This window comes from Neisseria sp. P0006.S009, from assembly GCF_051962915.1.
Taxonomy (GTDB): domain Bacteria; phylum Pseudomonadota; class Gammaproteobacteria; order Burkholderiales; family Neisseriaceae; genus Neisseria; species Neisseria subflava_E.
In genome coordinates this window covers 375,876-392,594 of the sequence record NZ_JBQCUV010000001.1, presented here as the reverse complement: position 1 = coordinate 392,594, position 16,719 = coordinate 375,876, and the positions used below count along the sequence as shown (strand labels likewise).

12 protein-coding genes and 1 pseudogene are annotated in these 16,719 nt (G+C 50.6%); 3 read left to right on the top strand and 10 right to left on the bottom strand.

Annotated elements, in window-relative coordinates; all coding sequences use genetic code 11:
- Nucleotide 1 precedes the first annotated feature (1 nt).
- The 4 genes from ACTHTK_RS01860 to ACTHTK_RS01845 form a co-directional block, all read right to left on the bottom strand.
- Nucleotides 2–664 carry an NAD(P)H-dependent oxidoreductase gene (locus tag ACTHTK_RS01860; protein ID WP_107723409.1) on the bottom strand — a complete coding sequence of 221 codons (663 nt, stop codon included), beginning with the start codon at nt 662–664 and terminating at the stop codon, nt 2–4.
- 245 nt (nt 665–909) lie between these two features.
- Nucleotides 910–2,307, bottom strand: coding sequence for an aspartate ammonia-lyase (gene aspA / locus ACTHTK_RS01855; RefSeq protein WP_107723408.1), 1,398 nt, complete (start codon nt 2,305–2,307; stop codon nt 910–912).
- An 89-nt stretch (nt 2,308–2,396) separates the two neighbouring features.
- Nucleotides 2,397–2,597 (bottom strand): hypothetical protein, encoded by a 201-nt coding sequence (locus ACTHTK_RS01850; RefSeq protein WP_003746297.1) that lies wholly within the window; start codon nt 2,595–2,597, stop codon nt 2,397–2,399.
- A 192-nt stretch (nt 2,598–2,789) separates the two neighbouring features.
- The gene (locus ACTHTK_RS01845; RefSeq protein ID WP_049336812.1) at nt 2,790–2,936 is read right to left on the bottom strand and encodes a hypothetical protein; all 147 of its coding nucleotides are present in this window, start codon (nt 2,934–2,936) and stop codon (nt 2,790–2,792) included.
- Between the two features lie 298 nt (nt 2,937–3,234).
- Between ACTHTK_RS01845 and ACTHTK_RS01840 the strand changes: the two genes are divergently transcribed.
- The 3 genes from ACTHTK_RS01840 to ACTHTK_RS01830 all read left to right on the top strand — a co-directional run bounded on the left by ACTHTK_RS01840 (nt 3,235) and on the right by ACTHTK_RS01830 (nt 8,017).
- Nucleotides 3,235–3,927, top strand: coding sequence for a VIT1/CCC1 transporter family protein (locus tag ACTHTK_RS01840; RefSeq protein ID WP_440378281.1), 693 nt, complete (start codon nt 3,235–3,237; stop codon nt 3,925–3,927).
- 132 nt (nt 3,928–4,059) lie between these two features.
- Nucleotides 4,060–7,464, top strand: a complete 3,405-nt coding sequence (gene mfd, locus ACTHTK_RS01835) for a transcription-repair coupling factor (RefSeq protein ID WP_440378379.1) — start codon at nt 4,060–4,062, stop codon at nt 7,462–7,464.
- 226 nt (nt 7,465–7,690) lie between these two features.
- Nucleotides 7,691–8,017, top strand: a complete 327-nt coding sequence (locus ACTHTK_RS01830; protein ID WP_234394581.1) for a hypothetical protein — start codon at nt 7,691–7,693, stop codon at nt 8,015–8,017.
- Nucleotides 8,018–8,097: 80 nt separating this feature from the next.
- Here ACTHTK_RS01830 and ACTHTK_RS01825 read toward each other — a convergent pair whose 3' ends face one another.
- From ACTHTK_RS01825 to ACTHTK_RS01800, 6 genes and pseudogenes are all read right to left on the bottom strand, one after another.
- On the bottom strand, nt 8,098–10,194 hold the full coding sequence (locus tag ACTHTK_RS01825) for a TonB-dependent receptor domain-containing protein (RefSeq protein WP_440378280.1): 2,097 nt from the start codon (nt 10,192–10,194) through the stop codon (nt 8,098–8,100).
- 318 nt (nt 10,195–10,512) lie between these two features.
- Nucleotides 10,513–12,006 carry a cardiolipin synthase gene (cls, locus tag ACTHTK_RS01820; protein ID WP_311475874.1) on the bottom strand — a complete coding sequence of 498 codons (1,494 nt, stop codon included), beginning with the start codon at nt 12,004–12,006 and terminating at the stop codon, nt 10,513–10,515.
- Nucleotides 12,007–12,153: 147 nt separating this feature from the next.
- Nucleotides 12,154–13,215, bottom strand: coding sequence for a uroporphyrinogen decarboxylase (hemE, locus tag ACTHTK_RS01815; RefSeq protein WP_311475875.1), 1,062 nt, complete (start codon nt 13,213–13,215; stop codon nt 12,154–12,156).
- Nucleotides 13,216–13,351: 136 nt separating this feature from the next.
- A complete protein-coding gene (locus ACTHTK_RS01810) occupies nt 13,352–14,575 on the bottom strand; it encodes a heme biosynthesis protein HemY (protein ID WP_440378279.1) in 1,224 nt (407 codons plus the stop codon).
- Entirely contained in the window at nt 14,572–15,843 is a 1,272-nt protein-coding gene (locus ACTHTK_RS01805; RefSeq protein ID WP_234394594.1) for a uroporphyrinogen-III C-methyltransferase, read from the bottom strand. The genes ACTHTK_RS01810 and ACTHTK_RS01805 overlap by 4 nt, the downstream gene beginning before the upstream one ends.
- Before the next feature lie 216 nt (nt 15,844–16,059).
- Nucleotides 16,060–16,695: pseudogene (locus ACTHTK_RS01800) on the bottom strand (uroporphyrinogen-III synthase); the annotation flags it as partial.
- Between the last annotated feature and the right edge of the window lie 24 nt (nt 16,696–16,719).

Below are 16,719 nucleotides of genomic sequence, written 5' to 3'. Positions count from 1 at the left end.
CTTATTCGACCCAAGTCACCATTTCATCAATCGGTTTGCGTGATTTTTTAGTGATTTCTTTGGCACGATAGCCGAATGTTGCCGCTACGGATACGCCCCATTCGTTGGCATCAAACAGGCCTTCTGCTGCCAATACTTCGTTCATTTTGTCGTAGTTGAAGCCTTCGATTGGGCAGGAATCGATGCCGATGGCCGCTGCACCTGTAAGCATATTGGCCAAAGCAATATAGGTCTGCTTGCCGCTCCAGTCAAAGAGTGCGCGTTGGTCGTCGGCAATTTTAATGTCGGTTTCTTGGAAGCTTTTGTATCTTGCCAACGCTTTTTCCAGTTGCTCTCCTTGCAGGCCCCTGCGTTCGGCAACACTGCGGAAGAACGGGGTATCGTAACGGGCATTTTTCTTGGCAAGGATAATCACCAGATGGCTGCAGTCGTCCAGTTGGAATTGCATACCCCAGCTGAAAGGCTTGATTTTCTCACGCAGGGCTTTGTTTTGAATCAACAAGAATTTCCATGGCTCGGAGCCGACAGAGCTGGGAGAAAGGCGGGCAAATTCTAAAATCGCGGCAAAATCTTCTTGGCTGATTTTTTTGTTGGGATCGTAATAACGGGTGGAGCAGCGATTTTCGAATACTTGCAGCATTTGTTCGCGTGTAATTTGATTCATCTGGTTTTCCTAATAAATGAAGATGTTATTCCAATATCCGGTTCCTTTTGAGGCATCATTACCGGCATAACCTTAAGGAAGAAACAGGCTGGGGCAACACCATGTTAAATCAAACCTGACGGTCAGGCTATCTTTTAATTCTGAATTTCGCAAAAAAATTCGATAAATATCAATATCAATACGAAAAGGCCGTCTGAAACTTTAAACGTTTAAAGTTTCAGACGGCCTTTGATTTCAAATCCTCATTACAGATGAGGATTAATCAGGTTTTCTGGGGAGAGGATGCGGTTGAGCTCTTCTTCGCTCAACAGGCTGCGCTCCAGTACGACTTCGCGCACGCCTTTGCCGGTTTGGGCGCAGATTTTTCCGACCAAGTCGCCATTGCGGTGGCCGATGTACGGATTCAGATAAGTGACCAAACCGATGGAGTTGAAGACGTAGTGTTCGCAGATTTCGCGGTTGACCGTAATGCCTTTGACGCATTTGTCGGCCAGGTTGACCGCGGCGTTGCCCAAGAGGGAAATGGTTTCAAACATACATTGGGCGATGACCGGCTCCATAACGTTCAGCTGCAACTGACCTGCTTCGGCTGCGAAAGTGATGGTGGTGTCGTTGCCGATGACTTTGAAGCAGACTTGGTTGACGACTTCGGGAATCACGGGATTGACTTTGGCAGGCATGATGGAAGAACCGGCCTGCAATTCAGGCAGGTTGATTTCTTTCAAACCGGCGCGCGGACCGGAAGAAAGCAGGCGCAAGTCGTTACAGATTTTGGACAGTTTGACGGCTGTGCGTTTCAATGCGCCGTGTACCATCACATATGCGCCGCAGTCGGAGGTCGCTTCGATCAGGTTTTCAGTCAGTTTGCAAGGCAGGCCGCTGACTTCGGAGAGTTTCTCAACAACCAAAGCCGCATAGCCTTTAGGCGTATTCACGCCTGTACCGATGGCGGTGGCGCCGAGGTTGACTTCAAGCAGCAGGGAGCGGGTGCGGTCGAGGTTGAGGATTTCTTCTTCCAACAACACTTGGAAAGACTGGAATTCTTGACCGGCAGTCATCGGCACCGCATCTTGAAGCTGGGTGCGGCCCATTTTCAAAACGTCTTTAAATTCTTCGGCTTTTGCGGCAAAGGCGTTTTTCAGGATAGCCAGTTTGTCGAGCAATTCGCCGATGCTGTAATACACGGCAAGGCGGAAGCCGGTAGGGTAGGCGTCGTTAGTGGATTGGCTGGCGTTGACATGATCCATTGGATTGACGATGTCGTAGTGGCCTTTTTCGTGACCTAAGACTTCCAGTGCGAGGTTGGCAATGACTTCGTTGGTATTCATGTTGACCGAAGTACCGGCGCCGCCTTGATAAACGTCGGACGGAAATTGGTCGAGGCAGCGGCCTTTGACCAATACTTCATCGCAGGCTTTTTCGATGGCTGCCGCGATTTCCGGCTTGATGGCACCCAATGCGCCGTTGGCTTGCGCGGTGGCTTTTTTAACCATGACCATGCTGCGGACAAATTGCGGTACGTCGGAAATTTTTTGTGTGGAAATTTTAAAGTTTTCAATGGCGCGCAAAGTATGGATGCCCCAATATACTTCAGCAGGGATCTCGCGGTCGCCCAGTAAATCGTGTTCGATTCGTACAGTCATTTCTCTTACCTTCTCGTATAGTTGTGTTGGTGTGCATTATGCGTTTGGAACATTAGCCCAGTTTGGCAAGATTGTCCAGTCGGTAAGGCTTAATCGTCAGGGTGAAAGCGTGCCGCTTCGCGCTCTTTTGCGGCTGTCTCTTTATCTTTCAATTTCGCGCCCAAGCCCAACATTTTTTCATATTCGGATTGCGGCGTGCCATCCTCTTCCATGCCGAATGCGCTGGCATTGACCCAAAGGGAAAGCAGGGAAACGATGAAGGCGAAAAAACCAACGATATACCAAAACATTTTTTTCTTCCTTGTGTGTCTGCGGGTGCAGATTGTTGTGGTTTGTAAAGATGTGAATGTAGCACAAACGCGGTTGGGTTTAAATTCTTCTCCCGCATCCTTTCATTGATTTACCTGTAATTGTTTAGAAAGGAAAAGGCCGTCTGAAAAGTAAGACTTTTCAGACGGCCTCGGAGGCTTTGTCGGGAAGATTTAGCCGCCGCATGCGCCGCAGCAACCACCTTCGCCATGACCGCCGCGTTTTTCTTCGTTGTTGATAACGGGCAGTTCGGTTTCTTCAGTTTGCTCTTTTTTATCTTCAGGCAAATCGTTTACTTTGATTTTGTTTTCTTCGGCCATGATACATCCTTTCAATGGATTGAGGAGTGGAAAGATTCATAAAGATAGCATCTTTAAGCGGATAAACCAAGCAGTACAAAACTGCCTTGTGATAATGCCATGACTTGGAACAATAAATTTGCTTGTAAAAGCGTTCAGGCCGTCTGAAAAAATCCAAAGAAGAGTGTTGGTTTTTATGGTTTGAAATGGCAGTGGAAAGATTTAAGAATGCTTGATTTGAAGGGATAAACTGACATTGATTTCAAAAAACAATACAATGTTATCATCATCTGGAAACAGCCAATTTATCGGAGCATATATGTATTCATACCATAGCGAACGCCATTTCAGCGACCGCAACAACTGGCTTCGGGCAAGCGTATTGGGTGCCAATGACGGCCTGATTTCCACTGCCTCGCTGTTGACGGGCGTAGCCGCTGCCGCGCCAGATTTCCAAACCCTGCTTTTGACGGGCGTTTCGGCGCTTATCGGGGGCGCGGTGTCAATGGCGGCAGGGGAGTATGTTTCCGTGTCCAGCCAATCGGATACGGAAAAAGCCGATTTGCACAAAGAGTGTTTTGAGTTGGCAAATAATCCTGATGCCGAACTTGAAGAGCTGACTGAAATTTACCGCCGCCGCGGTTTGTCCGACCCGCTCGCCGCAGAGGTGGCCAAAGCCTTGATGGAGCACGATGCACTCGCCGCCCACGCGCGTGACGAAATCGGCATTACCGAAGCCTCTGCCGCCCAACCCATGCAGGCCGCGCTGGCTTCTGCCGCTTCATTTTGTGCCGGCGCGATTTTGCCTTTACTGGTCGCGTTGACGGTTTCTGCCGCCATTGTTCCAGCCTTGGCAGTTTCCACTTTATGCGGACTGGCCGGACTGGGCTATGTTTCCGCCAAACTCGGAGGCGCGCCTGTCGTTCCTGCCGTTTTGCGCGTGTGCCTATGGGGCGTGGCGGCATTGGTGATAACCGGATTTATTGGAAAACTGGCCGGTGTGGCCGTCTGAATGTAAGGCCTTATATTCTTTTAAACCTGTATCCAGTAAAATTGAAAATCTATTTGATCGCTAAAGGCCGTCTGAAAATTTTTCAGACGGCCTATGGTGCTTGTATTTACTTATTACAAACTGTTTTTTGTCATGACCTATCCGATTCCCAAACCCTGTGAAAAATCCCGTTGGCTCAATCTGTCTCAAGGCTCGCTGCCCTTGGCTTTGGCGCGTTATCTGCCGCATAAGCAGCTCAAGGTTGTCTTGACCCAAGATGCGGAACAGGCGCTACGCCTTCAGACGGCCTGGCTGTTTTTCCGTCCGCACGATACGGCGGTGTTCCTGCCGGACTGGGAAACGCTGCCTTACGAGCGTTTTTCTCCGCATCAGGATTTGGTGTCGGAGCGCTTGTCGGCGTTGTGGCAGATTAAGAGCGGCGCGGCGGACGTGTTGTTCGTACCGGTTGCGACGGCGATGCAGAAGCTGCCACCTGTGCCGTTTCTGGCAGGGCGCACGTTTTGGCTGAAAACAGGGCAGACTTTGGATATAGGCCGTCTGAAAAGCGATTTGGTGGATGCAGGTTATAACCATGTTTCCCATGTTGTTGCGGCAGGTGAGTTCGCTGTGCGCGGCGGCATTGTCGATTTGTTCCCGATGGGCAGCGAAATGCCATACCGCATCGATTTGTTCGACGATGAAATCGACAGCATCAAAACCTTTGACACTGAAACGCAACGCACCATTTCCCCCGTTTCCGAAATCCGCCTGCTGCCGGCACACGAGTTCCCCACCGACAGCGAGGCGCAAAAGATTTTCCGCAGCCGCTTCCGCGAGGAAGTCGATGGCAATCCGAACGATGCTGCTGTGTACAAAGCCGTCAGCAACGGCCATTTCGGTGCGGGTGTGGAATATTATCTGCCGCTGTTTTTTGAAAACGAGCTGGAAACGCTGTTTGACTATATCGGCAAAGATGCGCTGTTTGTCTCTTTGGGCGATGTTCATGCCGAGGCAAACCGTTTTTGGAGCGACGTTAAATCGCGTTATGCCATGGCGCAGGGCGATGAAACTTATCCGCCTTTGCTTCCACAGCATTTGTATCTCTCTGCCGATGTCTTTGCAGGCCGTCTGAAAAATTATGGTCAGGTATTGCCGGATATTTTTGGTGATGAACATACGTTGCCAAACGTGGCCGTCAACCGCCAAGCAGATGAACCGTTGCAGGCACTGAAAGATTTTCAGACGGCCTTTGATGGACGGATTTTGTTGTGTGCTGAAAGTTTGGGACGGCGCGAAACCATGCTCGGTTTCTTACAGCAAAACGGTTTGAAAGCCAAAAGCGTGTCCGACTGGCAGGGCTTTTTGTCGGCGCATGAGCCACTGATGATTACAGTGGCGCCGTTGGCTTACGGGTTTAAATTAGAAGATCAAAACATCGCGGTCCTTACCGAATCCGATCTTTATCAATATGTCGCCCGCTCGCGCAAACATCATCGTAAGAAACACGCCGCCGTTTCAGACGGCCTGTTGCGCGACCTTGCCGAAATCAATATCGGCGATCCTGTTGTACACGAAGAACACGGCATCGGCCGATATATGGGCTTGGTAACGATGGACTTGGGTGGCGAAACCAACGAAATGATGTTGCTTGAATACGCAGGCGAAGCGCAGCTTTATGTGCCTGTTTCGCAGCTGCATTTAATCAGCCGCTACTCCGGTCAGGCGCATGAAAACGTTGCCCTGCACAAGCTCGGCAGCGGCGCGTGGAACAAGGCGAAACGCAAAGCCGCCGAAAAAGCGCGCGACACCGCCGCCGAGTTGCTCAACCTCTACGCCCAACGCGTCGCCCAATCGGGACACAAGTTTGAAATCAACGAGATGGACTATCAGGCGTTTGCCGACGGTTTTGGCTATGAAGAAACCGAAGACCAGGCCGCCGCCATTGCCGCAGTGATTAAAGATTTGACACAGGCGAAACCTATGGACCGCCTCGTGTGCGGCGATGTCGGCTTCGGCAAAACCGAAGTCGCCCTGCGCGCCGCGTTTGTGGCGGTGATGGGTGGCAAACAAGTTGCCGTACTCGCCCCGACCACGCTTCTGGTGGAGCAGCACGCGCAAAACTTCGCCGACCGCTTCGCCGATTTCCCTGTGAAAGTCGCCAGCCTTTCGCGTTTCAACAACAGTAAAGCCACCAAAGCCGCGCTGGAAGGCATGGCGGACGGCACGGTCGATATCGTTATCGGCACGCACAAACTGGTGCAGGACGAAATCAAATTCAAAAATTTAGGTTTAGTGATTATCGATGAAGAACACCGCTTCGGCGTGCGCCAAAAAGAGCAACTCAAACGCCTGCGCGCCAATGTCGATATCCTCACCATGACCGCCACGCCGATTCCGCGTACCCTCAGCATGGCGCTCGAAGGTCTGCGCGACTTCTCGCTGATTACTACCGCGCCCAGCCGCCGCCTCGCCGTCAAAACCTTTGTCAAACCCTTCAGCGAAGGCAGCGTGCGCGAAGCCGTATTGCGCGAACTCAAACGCGGCGGACAAGTGTTTTTCCTGCACAATGAAGTGGATACGATTGAAAATATGCGCGAGCGGCTCGAAACCCTGCTGCCTGAAGCCCGCATCGGCGTGGCACATGGACAACTGCGCGAGCGCGAGTTGGAACAAGTGATGCGCGACTTTTTACAGCAACGATTCAACGTGTTGCTCTGTTCTACCATCATCGAAACCGGCATTGACATCCCCAACGCCAACACCATCATCATCAACCGCGCCGACAAATTCGGGCTGGCACAACTGCACCAGCTGCGCGGACGCGTCGGCCGCAGCCACCACCAAGCCTACGCCTACCTGCTCACGCCCGAATACATCACCAAAGACGCAGAAAAACGCCTCGATGCCATCGCGGCGGCAGACGAACTCGGCGCGGGTTTCACCCTAGCCATGCAGGATTTGGAAATCCGCGGCGCAGGCGAAATCCTTGGCGAAGGACAATCCGGTGAAATGATACAGGTCGGCTTCACGCTCTACACCGAAATGCTCAAACAAGCCGTGCGCGACCTCAAAAAAGGCCGCCAGCCCGACCTCGACGCACCGCTGGGCATCACCACCGAAATCAAACTGCACAGCCCGGCATTATTGCCTGAAGACTACTGCTCCGACATTCACGAGCGCCTCGTCCTCTACAAACGCCTCGCCGTCTGCGAAACCGTGCAGCAAATCAACGCCATACATGAAGAACTGGTCGACCGCTTCGGTCTGCCCGAACAACCCGTCAAAACCCTCATCGAAAGCCACCACTTACGGCTTATGGCAAAAGAATTGGGTATCGATGCCATTGATGCGACCAGCGAAGCGGTAACGGTAACCTTTGGAAAAAACAACAATGTCGATCCAACCGAAATCATCCTGCTGATTCAAAACGACAAAAGATACCGCCTTGCCGGCGCGGATAAGCTGCGATTTACCGCAGAGATGGAAAATATCGAAGTGCGGATTAATACAGTGAAGAACGTATTGAAGACTTTGAAAGAAAGGGTGATGGTTAAGTAAGGAAGGAGGAAAAAAGGCCGTCTGAAAATTTTCAGACGGCCTTTTTATACTATTCCTACTTAATAAGTGTAGGTTGAATTGAGGACCAACAGAACTATTAAATTTATTGAAATCGTTAGGTTTATCAATCCAATCTACGCATTTAAGAATTTATAGTACTATCAGCTTCGGGAATCGAACCTAAAGTTGTTAAATCGATCAGGGAATTATTATGAAAATAAGGGCAATGATGCTGGGTATTGCAGGCTTGATATTATCCGGCTGCTTTTTCTCTAATGAAGAAATTAAGTTGGAAGATATTTGGAATTTTAAAATTACTGTCAATGAAGCTAAGGGGAATAGGCAGGTTCATTTGACAGGCTTATTAGGCAATAGTGCAATGGGTATTTCAGATATTAAAACAACTAGCCGCAACGATGAGCTGAATATTACTTTATTTCAAAAATTAGCAGGTTCGGAATATTCAGGAGTATTAGATAAAGAAATTCCTCTTGAAAGCAGTATTAAAAAGATTACATATGGTTCTGAACACAAGGTTATATGGCAAGATTAAAATCAATGAAAAGGCCGTCTGAAAACTGGATTTCAGACGGCCTTTTATTTTCTTATAACGTCATAACGTCGTTCGTATTATCAGAAACGATAGTTCACGCCCAAGGCAAACTCGCGGCCACGTTCGTAGAAGGGCACGCGTCCGTTGCCGTCGGGGAAGCGTTGGCTGTGTGAACGGTATTGCTTGTTGCCGATGTTGTTGACGGCGAAGTTGACGTTCAGGTTGTCTTTTTTCAGCGGCTGCCAGTTGGCGTAGATGTCGTGTACGCCGTAACCGGCTTTCTTACCGTGTATCGTGCCTAGTCCGCGGGCGACGTCGGTGTATTTCACGCTTTGGGCGTAGCGGCCGCGCCAGCCGATTTCGAGTTTGGGGTTTTCAAACTGGTAAGACAGACCGGTCAGCCATTGGCGGCCGGTGTTCCAGAAGGTGAACGAGCTTTCGTGGTCTTCCTCTTGAATCGGGCTTTCGCCGTAGTACATTTCGCCGTTCAGACGGGGTTTGACGTAGGACACGCCGGCGCGTGCGGTCAGACCGCCCCAGCGATAGGATGCGTCAAGTTCGTAGCCGTAGGTTTTGAGCGTACCGCCGTTGTAAATCTTGCCGCGTTCGGTGATGGAGGCGGTGTTGTTGTTGATTTTTGCCCAACGATAGACGATGAGGTTTTTGATGCGTTGGTGGAACACGCTGCCGCTGACGTTGAAGTTGTCGTTGCGCCATTTGAAGCCAATTTCAGCACGGCGGGCAGTTTCAGCTTTGAGGTTGCTGTCCAAATCGGCGGCGGCACCTGCACGTTCGTTAGCCAACAGGGCTTCGTTCAGGCGGGGCGCACGGCTTGCCTGATTGAGGTTTGCCAAGAGGGAGAAGTTGTCGTTGATGTCCCAAATCGCGCTGATGCTGGGGTTGAGTTGTCCGTGCGACGCACTTTGTTTGCTGGCGGCGTTGTATTTGAAATGGTCGTAACGCAGGCCGGTGGTCAGGGTAACGGGGTGCAGGTTCCAAATGCCTTCCGCGTACACGCCGTATTCGGCTTTTTTCTCTTTGTCGCGGTCATACAGGCCGAGAATCTTCAGCCACGCGCCTTTGTCGGACGGCTCGGAGGTTTCGTGGCGGTAGTTGACGCCGTATTTCACTATGTGTCCGTCGCCGAAGGAGCTGGCGAGGTTCAGATTCGCGCCGGTCGCTTTGATTTTGCTTAGCTCAAGCTGACCGATGGGAACGCCGCCTTGCGCCGTGCCGGAAGCTTGGGCTTTTGGAGAAGGAGCGCCTTTAGGCGGTTTGGTGTCATCGGTGTTGATTTGGAAGACGTTGGCATCGATTTTGTCGATAAAGCCGACGTTACGGCCACGGTATTCCAGATTGTAGGTCTGCTCTTTTTGATAAGTGCCGTCCACGCCGATGTAGCTGTCAACGTTTTGGAACTCGGCTTTGTCGGTGCGGTTGCCTTTTTGGTATTCCTGACGGTAGGTCAGGCGGATGCCGTGGTCGTCGTTGAAATCGTAGCCGAGTTTGGCGAGGTAGCTGTGCTGTTTCAGACGACTGCCGAGGTTGACATTGCCGTTACCGTCTTTGTAGTCACGGTTGTTGAGGAAGTTGCCTGCAAACAGGGCATCGAAGCCGTTTTGATAGCCGTAAACCGCTGCGCTGCCGGTTGAGCCTTTATTGCTGCTCAAGCCCGTGCCCAGTTTGAAACCGAAAGGTTTGCCGTCTGTCAGCAGGTCTTTTGCGTCAACCGTTGTTACGCGGATGGTACCGCCGACCGCACCCAAACCCGCGCTCGCCGCGCCTGTGCCTTTTTCGACGTTGATGCTTTTCACCAAAGCAGGATCAAGCTGGAAGCGGCTTTGGTGGTGGAAGATTTTTGTGGATTGGCTGGTGTTGTCGACTTCTAGGTTAATTTTGTCTTCACCAACGCCGCGGATGCTGTAAAACTGCGCCACACCGTTGCCGCCACCGACATCCATGCCGATTTGGTCTTTCATGACTTGTTTTAAATCGGTCGAAATTTCGCGGTCGAGCTGGTTGCGGGTTACACGAGTCGGTACGGCAGTACCGGTGACCTTAATTTCATTCAGCTCGGCAGTTTCTGCGGGTTGCAAATTTTCGGCATGAGCGAAGCTTGTTGATAATGCGAGTGTAATGATACTAAGGCGGAATACAGGAGAGGAGACCTTATTCATGATTTTTCCTAAGTAAAAAATTGACTGTTTATTCTAATTGTTGTAATAATGATTATCAAATTCTTAATGGATATTAATAAATACATTCTGTTTTATTCCAGTCTCAAATTAATAGGATTTTTATAAAAATCAATTAGTTTATATTTTAGTTAAATTTAGTAAAGATTCTTTGGTTGGGAAATGGGTTGAGTCTTACTTTTTCCGAGAGGGAGAGATGGGATAGCTTGAATATCTGTCAATAAAGAATTTTGTCTATCAGTGTTTTATTTAAAAAGGCCATCTGAAAAGTATTTTTCAGATGGCCTAAATATTTATGTTTTACAGCAAAGGGCTCATCAGGCGGACGGCATTTTCTACGAGGCCGCGGAGTTTGGAGCGTTGTTGCCATGATTTGATGGCAATGTAGCTGCAGTTTTTGAGGTAGTCACGTTGGAGGTTGCAGATTTGTTTGGTGGTGTCGCGATCGTAGATGGCGAGGCTGATTTCGAGGTTGAGGAAGAAGCTGCGCATGTCCATATTGACCGTACCGAAGAGGGAGTAGTCTTCGTCTATGGTCAAGGTTTTGGCATGCAGAAGGCCGCCTTCAAACATGGCGATTTTGACGCCGGCTTCCAGCAGCATAGGGTAGTAGGCGCGTGAGGCGTAACGTACCATCAGTGAGTCGACTTTGGCGGGCAGTATCAGGGTTACTTTGACACCGCGCTTGGCGGCGACGGTTAATGCCATGAGAAGTGGCTCGTCGGGGACGAAGTAGGGGGTGGTAATTGTGATTTGTTTGGTAGCGGCATAGATGGCGCTGATGATGGTTTCGTAGATGACGAAGCTGCTTTGCTCGGGGGCGGAGGGAATGATTTGGGCAACAATATTGCCTTGCTGCATTTTTTCGGGAAGGATTTGGGGCAGCAGGTTTTTTGCTTGGTTGAGGTATGTTTGTACGTTTTGGAGGTTTTTATCGGTTTCGACGGCAAGGTCGGCGAAGAAGACGGCAGACAGTTCCAGTACCATAGGCCCTGTGCAACGCATCATGGCATCTATCCATTCGCCGACGCCTGAATTTTGTTTGAAGTAACGCGGATCGACGAGGTTGAAGCTGCCGGTGTAACCGATTTTGCTGTCGATGACGAGGAGTTTACGGTGATTGCGCAGGTCGGTGCGTGTGAATAATGTACGCCAGATACCTACAGGTAAGGAGGTATGTACTTCAACGCCGGCTTGGCGCAGTTTCTCTACCCAATCGCTTTCAAGAAAGCTCCTGCTGCCGACGGCATCGGCCAGTATGGCGCAGTCTACGCCTCTGGTTTTGGCAGCAAGAATTTCATTTAGAATTTCTTCGATGCGGCCTTTGGGCTCGATAATGTAAAAGGCCAACAGGCAGGAATGGGCTGCGCCGCGTATGTCGGCAAGCATGCTGTCGATGATGGTATCGGTGGTTGAGAGCAGGCTCATGGCGTTGCCTCGGGTTGCACCCAGCCCCGTTCCTTTTTCGGCAACTTTACTGATGCCGTGGTAACGCGATTTCACTTGGTCGGCAATATCAAGATACATATCGGTAAGGTGGGCGGCGGCAAAGTTGCGGTAGAAACGGTTCATTTCGCCGGTACGTTTGGCGCGGGCCGTACCGAGACGCGGCTCGCCGATGAGGATGTAGGCGATGGTTCCGAATACGGGGAAAAGGAAGAGGATAATCAGCCAGGCAAAGGTTGAGCCGATGTTTTTTTGTTTGTACAACACGCGCAGCATGCAGGCGAGTGCGGCGCAGGTGTGGACGAAGATAAAAATCTCGGTCCAGGTAATGTCTTTTAAGAAATTCATATTCGGTGGGGAGTGGTTGGGTTTTTCAATTTGAAGGTTGGGGCCGACAAGCTTCAAATATTAAGTATATAGAAAAACCGTCTGAAAACAAATTTACACGATAATTGTGTTTTTTTTTGTTTTCAGACGGCCCTTGCGTTGCTTCCATTAACGGTGATACTGACGGGACAATTCGTGTACGGTATCGACCAAGATTTTGGCGTGTTCCGGATCTGCGTGTTGGTTGATGCCGTGGCCGAGGTTGAATACATGGCCGCTGCCGTTGCCGTAGTCGGCAAGAATGCGTGCGACTTCGGTGCGGATAGATTCTGGTGTTCCGAAGAGGGCAAACGGGTCGAAGTTGCCTTGCAGGGCAACTTGTTCGCCGACGCGACGGCGGGCTTCGCCAATGTTGCAGGTCCAGTCCAAGCCTAATGCGTCTGCACCGATTTCCGCCATGCTTTCCAGCCATAAGCCCCCGCCTTTGGCAAATACGATAACAGGCACGCGGCGGCCTTCGCTTTCGCGTTTGAGTCCGGCTACGATTTGACGGATATATTTCAGGCTGAATTCTTTAAATGCGGCATCGCTCAACACGCCGCCCCAAGTGTCGAAAATTTGTACGGCTTGTGCGCCGGCATCGATTTGGGCATTGAGATAAGCGGTAACGGCTTGGGCATTGGTATCGAGGATTTTATGCAGCAAATCAGGGCGCGAATACATCATGGTTTTGATGGTGCGGAATTCTTTGCTGCTGCCGCCTTCGACCATGTAGCAGGCGAGTGTGAACGGGCTGCCGGAGAAGCCGATGAGCGGAACGCGGCCGTTCAGTGCTTTACGGATGGAAGTTACCGCGTCAAAGACGTATTGCAATTTTTCCATATCGGGAACTTGCAGTTTGGCGATGTCGGCTTCGTGTTGCAAGGCACGTTCAAATTTCGGACCTTCGCCTTCGGCAAAATACAGGCCCAAACCCATGGCATCGGGGACGGTCAGAATATCAGAAAACAGAATCGCTGCGTCCAGATCGAAGCGGTCTAAAGGCTGGATGGTAACTTCGGTCGCCAGCTCGGTGTTTTTGCACAAATCGAGAAAGCTGCCTGCGCGTGCGCGCGTGGCTTTGTATTCAGGCAGATAGCGTCCGGCTTGGCGCATCATCCAGATGGGCGTGTATTCGACAGGCTGTTTGAGCAGGGCGCGGAGGAAAGTATCGTTTTTCAGAGCAGTCATGATAAATAGGCTTTCTGATTTGGTGTGTTGGAACAAAGTTCAGACGGCCTTAGTTGTTTATTCAGGCCGTCTGAAATAATTAAATGGTTGGTTTTGTTGTAGATTTCATGTTGTCGCTTAATGCTAAATCAGCACATCAATTTGGTTGAGGAAGGGCTGCCGGATGTTCTTCCTCGGCCACGCTTTCTAAAACCAGATTGCGTTGTTCTTGCGCTTTTTGCGGCTGATCGGTTTCATCAAACACGCGCGCTAGGACTAAATGCGCAGATACGCTGGGTTGCAGGGCGATGCTGGCTTCGAGGTAGCCTTGGGCTTTGCCCCAAAGTTTGCGGCCGTAAGCCAGTTGGCCGAGATACATTAACAGTAGCGCATTGTCCGGTTGTTCCTGCAACCAAGAATCTGCCAAATCGATGGCTTTTTGCTGGTCGCGCTCGCTTAGGAAACGAACGGATTCGACAAATGCTTCCAAAAGCTCGGGCTGGCGGTTTTGCGGATAATGGGTTTTTACCCATTTGACCGCTTCGGCATACAAGCCCAAACGCTCGTATTTCTCGGCAATCGCGACGCACAATTCGCCAGATTTCACGTTTTCGGGAATCTGTTTCAAACAGGCTTTCAGACGGCCTGCATCGGTTACTTCGCTTAAGAGGCGGCGATATGCCCAATTTTGATACTGTCCGGCTTCGTAATCGTTGATGGCGCCGGCTTTAACCAGTTTTTCCGCTTTTGCCAAGACATCTGCAGCATCGCCGTGATCAAAGGCATAACGCAATTGCAGGCGGACCAGGCGGCTCAGGTTGCTATTGATTTTTGCTGCTGCTTCAAGGTTTTGTGCGGCAGTCGAATAATCGCGGCGGCCCAGTGCAGATTCGGCCAGCAAAAGATGACGGGAAAGCTGCTGTTTTTGTGGCAGCTGTTCGATTTCGTGCAGATAGCGGTCGCGTAATTCAAAGTTTTCCATTTGGTCGGCTGCATGCGCGCCCAACATCAAAGCCAGGGTACGGTTGTCGCCTGCTTCTTTGTTTTGCAAGACTTTGGCGGCTTCTTGTTCGGCTTTTTCAAAACGACCTTCAAAATATGCCAGACCTGCGCTGTTCAAAGAGGCGGAAGCCTGACGGCCTTTGCGGGCAATACCGAAGCGTTGCATACGCACTGGAATATTTAAGAGGCCGAACACGAATTTAATCAGGAAATACAAGACGAATACGCTCAACAGCAGGCCTAAAACAAAGGCATGCAGATTGATACGTAGCATGGTTTGTTCAACCACGACGTACACGTTGCCGGTATAAATACCGGAAGCTAAAGCTAAACCGACGGCGGCGGCAAACAGAATGACAATCCAAACGACGGTTTTCATGCTTGCTCTCCTTTAATTTTGGCAGCAGGCTTGGTTTGGTTTTGTGGTTTGGCAGCTTCGGCGGCCGGTTCTTTTTTGTTTTCAGACGGCAATGCAGGTGCTTCTAAAGACTGAGGGGCAGAAGCGGCAGCAGGAGCGGCAGTGGTGGCTTGCTCGGTAGTTGCAGCCGGAGCGGAAGCGGTTTTCTCGGCAGCTTGGGTTTGCGTAGCTTCTTCGGTCGTCATTTGTGTACGCGAACCTTCTTGATAAGCACGAACGGCGCTCAAGCTGGCTTTCAGGCTGTCGTCTGAAATCATGCGGACATCAAGGGCTTTGAGTTCAGCCAACTCTTTCAACCATGACTGCGTAGCAGGGGATTTGCTGTCGAAGTATTGTTTGACGGTTGCTTCAACGTTGTTCAAATCGCTTTGATACACTTCGCCGTTGTGTTGCAACAGGGCAATGCGCGCATCCAAAAGGCGCAGGCGCAGGTTTTCACGGATGAAGTAGGTTTGTTCGGGCGAAATCAACATGGCGTCGTTGCTGTCCAGATGACGGACTTCAACCAAGCCTTTGAGGGCATTGAGGGATTTCTCCCATGTGTTTTCCCACCAAGTTCCTGAATTGGCGGCTTCGACAGGCGCGGCACCCGGTTTCAATACGCCGTCCAAGACCAAAGGCAGGCCGGAAATACCAGTTTCCAAACGGTCGATACGCAAGGCAGTAGCGGAAATATCGACATAAGGACGGTTTTTCAGTGCAGCCAAATCATTGCTGATGGCTTGTTTGACGGGGATAAGTTCAGGTTGTTCAAAACGGCTTAAGCGGCTGTCGATGTGTTCCAATACGCTGACCGCGCCTTGGAGGTTGCCTGACAGCATCAATTGTTGCGAAGCAGTGTTCAACATGGATTCGGCTTCATCAACCAGCCAGTTGATACGGCCTTTGAGTAACTCTTGATAAGCTTTCTGCGTTTGCAGGATTTGATCGCTATTGTTTTTTTGACCGTTGTTCAGGCGGTCTAACTCGGCCTGAATAGCGGTTTGGCGGTTGAGGTTGTCTTTTAAAAGGCTGGCGTTTTCAGATTCACCTAACGCGGCTTTGTCGATTTTTTGGTTGAATTCGAGCTCTTGGTTTTTTAAAACATTTTGACCCTGTACAAACAGGAATCCGCTCGCGCCTAGGCCAAGCAGTGCCAAGACGGTTGCACCTGCGGCCAAGGCTTTGCCGCCAGATTGTTTGATGATAACAGGGGAGTTGTTTTGTGGGAGATTGTTGGACTCGGGCATGCTCGCCTCCACTCGCTGAGGTTGGGTAGGTTTGATTTGTTCAGACGGCCTAGTGTTTTCAGAACGTTCAGGCGCCGGAGCTGCCGTATTGGCAACTTGTTGGGTATCTTTATTGTCTTCGACTGGGTTCACTGCTTGGCTCCTTTGTGGCATGGATGAAAGTGCAGCGGATAGAGAAGTGACGGTTTCTACATGTTTGGCACCGACGATGCGAAGCGCATCGGCAATGCGCGGATGATGGGTAAAGTATAGCAAGGATTCGAAGAATCGGGAAAATTGCGGCGGAATCTGATGGAAAAATTCGCGCGCAAGTTCGCCGGATGTAACGTAGGCGGCGGCGATGTCTTCGGTTTTAAAGTGCTGCCAATCGATGGCGTGTGGCCGTCTGAAATAGATTTCGGCGATGTCGATTTGGAAACCCAGTTCGGTCAGTTTGTCTGCCAGAAAATTACGGCCGCCATGACCTCGAATGATTAGAACTTGGGCATTGGGTGGCAGGTTTTTCCAAATAGGCATTCTCAAGACGGCTTCGCTGTCGTTGCCATCTTCGGGGGAGAATACGGGATAGGGGGAGAATTGTGCTAAAGTATGTTGGCTGGTTTGGCCGACGGTAATGTGTGCTCTAGGGCCGTCTGAAAAGTTCAGGTGCGGCGCTGCGGTTTCAATAGCGGTAGGGCTGACCCAAAACACGACATCGGCTTGCTTGAATTGCTCGGGAAGTTTTTTTAGCGCCGAATGATCCAACTCTATTTCAATCGGACTCAATACCTGAGCCTGCCAACCGGCAGCATGGCAGGTTTGGATATCTTGTTGCGGACGGTTGGACGGACGGATGATGAGTAGAGTAGGCATAATGTGGGATAAATTATTAAGGTT